Here is a 2359-nt window from a genome sequence, read left to right as displayed (position 1 = left end):
CCTCGTGTACTGGCCGTACTCGGGAGCCCCGACAACGCAGGGAGGTGCGGTGCCGGGCAGCGCGGGCCCGGCAAGATCCGAAAGAGACGGCCTAGGCGGTGTCCGGCGGATCCCGGCCGGCCCCGGGGCGCGGCCGGGCGCCCGATCCTGGTCCGCCGGACACTCGCCGGCGACCGGCGGCCGAGCCATGGGCACCCGGGCCGGAACCGGCGGCCGAGCCGCGGCGCCCGGGCGGGACCGGGCCCCCGGCCGCCTGCCGCCACGGCGGGGCGGGCTGACATGCCGTCACCCGCCCCCTACGCTGCAGTGCGCGCACGCTCGGGCACGCCCGGAGCGCGCCGCTGTCGCGACCTCACGCGCCGCCCGACAGCGCCCGGACCCGGCGGCGCGGTCTCGCCCACCGGCGGGCCCGCCCCCGAACCCCGGCCGAAAGACCTGCCGTCGATGACCTACCGCACCCCGGGCGGGTCCCCGCCCGCCGCCGCCCGACGCCGCCGCACGCCGTGGGGCCTCCCCCTGGCCGCCGCCCTTCTCCTCCTCGGCCCGGCCGGGCTGCCCGCCACCGCGGCCCCCGCCCCCGCCCCCGGCCGTGCCGCGGTCGGCGACATCACCGAGCACCCGCTGGCCGCCGACAGCGCGCCGAGCGGCATCACCACCGGATCGGACGGCAACCTCTGGTTCACCGAGACCGGCACCAGGAAGATCGGCCGGCTCACCCCCGCCGGCCGGCTGACCGAGTTCCCGCTGCCCGGCACCACCAGCGACGCCCTGGGCATCACCGCGGGCCCCGACGGCAACCTGTGGTTCACGGACGTCAGCGGCCGGATCGGGAAGATCACCACGGCCGGCGCCGTCACCGCGTACGACCTGCCCCCGGGCAGCGGCCGGCCGTTCGCCATCACCGCCGGTCCGGACGGCAACCTGTGGTTCACCGAGGACCCCGGCGACCGGATCGGGAAGATCACCACAACGGGCGTCGTCACCCGGTACGCCCTGCCCCACGGCGGCGGCAGCCCCGAGAGCATCGTGACCGGCCCCGACGGGAACCTCTGGTTCACCGAGATCCTCGGCAACCGCGTCGGCCGGATCACCACCGGCGGAGCCGTCACCACCTACGACCTGCCGCATCCGGACAGTGGACCGGACACCATCACCGCGGGTCCCGACGGCGCGTTGTGGTTCACGGAGCTCTTCGGCAACCGGATCGGCCGGATCACCACCGCCGGGAGGATCACGGAGCACGACCTGCCCGCCGACGACAGCGGCCCGGACGGGATCGCCGCGGGCCCCGACGGCAATCTGTGGTTCACCGAGCAGCTCGGGAACCGCATCGGCCGGATCACCCCCGCGGGGCGGTTCACCCACCACCCGCTGCCCGCCCCGGCGAGCTTCCCCACGCGCATCACGGCCGGGCCCGACGGCGGCATGTGGTTCACGGAGATCGTCGGCGACCGCGTCGGACGCGTCGAGACCGGCGCCGGCCGGCCCAGGGCCGACCTGGCGGTCCGCCTGAGCGCGCCGGCCACGGTACGGGAGGGGGACCGGTACGCCTACACCGTCACGGTGACCAACCAGGGGCCGTTCTCCGCTGCGGACGCGGTGGTCACCCTGAGCCTGCCGCGCGGTGCGCAGGTCACGGGCACCGATCCGGCCGCCGACCGCGACCGCGACGGCGCGGGCCGGGTGAGCCGGCGGATCGAGGCCCTGGGCGCCGGACAGCTGCGGGTCTTCCAGGTCACGGTGCGGGCCGACCAGAGGCCGGTCGTGCTCGCGACCGCCGAGGTCCACTCCCGTACACCGGACCCCGGGCGGAACAACAACGCCGACCGGGCGGTGACCCGGGTGAGCCGTCCCTGACCGCCCTGCCGGGGGGCTTCAGTCCACGTCGATGTGGACGCTGGTGGACTTCACGCGGGCGACGGCCCGGACGCCGACCGCGAGTCCGAGTTCCTCGACGGCCTCGCGCGTCAGCAGGGAGACCACCCGGTGCGGTCCCGCCTGGATCTCGACCTGGGCGGCCACCTCGCCGAGCGTCACCGCGGTGACGATGCCGGGCAGCGCGTTGCGGACGGACGTCGCGACCTCGCCGTCGTCCTCGGCGGGCTCCCGGGCGAGCTCCACGCAGAAGGCGGCGAGGTGCCGGCCCTCCACCATCCGCCGGGTGCCGTCCCGCCGGGTCGGGAAGCGGCCGGCATCGGCCCAGCGGCGGGCGGTGTCGGTGCTGACGCGGAGGAGTTGGGCGGCCTCGCCGATGGTGTAGAGCTGGGGCCCGCGCCTTGTGCGCCTTGAACTTCCCGCCGATCCGCTCCGCCAGCAGATCGGCCACCATGAACCCGATGTTGTGGCGGTTCCCGGCGTA

Annotated in this window: 2 protein-coding genes and 1 pseudogene; 1 reads left to right on the top strand and 2 read right to left on the bottom strand. The window is 76.3% G+C overall.

What is annotated here, in order from left to right; translation table 11 throughout:
* The first annotated feature begins 444 nt into the window (after positions 1-444).
* Positions 445-1857, top strand: a complete 1413-nt coding sequence (locus tag AB0O53_RS38325; protein WP_365201852.1) for a virginiamycin B lyase family protein — start codon at positions 445-447, stop codon at positions 1855-1857.
* Positions 1858-1875: 18 nt separating this feature from the next.
* Here the strand turns inward: AB0O53_RS38325 and AB0O53_RS38320 are convergent, their stop codons facing one another.
* On the bottom strand, positions 1876-2253 hold the full coding sequence (locus AB0O53_RS38320) for a TOBE domain-containing protein (protein ID WP_365201854.1): 378 nt from the start codon (positions 2251-2253) through the stop codon (positions 1876-1878).
* Positions 2231-2359 (bottom strand): annotated as a pseudogene (locus tag AB0O53_RS38315) (aminoacyl-tRNA hydrolase); the annotation flags it as partial. The gene AB0O53_RS38320 and the pseudogene AB0O53_RS38315, both read right to left, overlap by 23 nt.

Origin of the sequence: Streptomyces erythrochromogenes (genome assembly GCF_040684695.1) — a bacterium.
GTDB classification, from domain to species: Bacteria; Actinomycetota; Actinomycetes; order Streptomycetales; family Streptomycetaceae; genus Streptomyces; species Streptomyces erythrochromogenes_C.
The sequence above is the reverse complement of the archived record's forward strand: the minus strand, read 5'-3'. Positions and strand labels throughout refer to the sequence as shown.

What these genes read in the sequence shown, in the direction of transcription:
- AB0O53_RS38325 (WP_365201852.1), top strand. Translation starts at nt 445, where the DNA reads ATGACCTACCGCACCCCGGGCGGGTCCCCGCCCGCCGCCGCCCGACGC.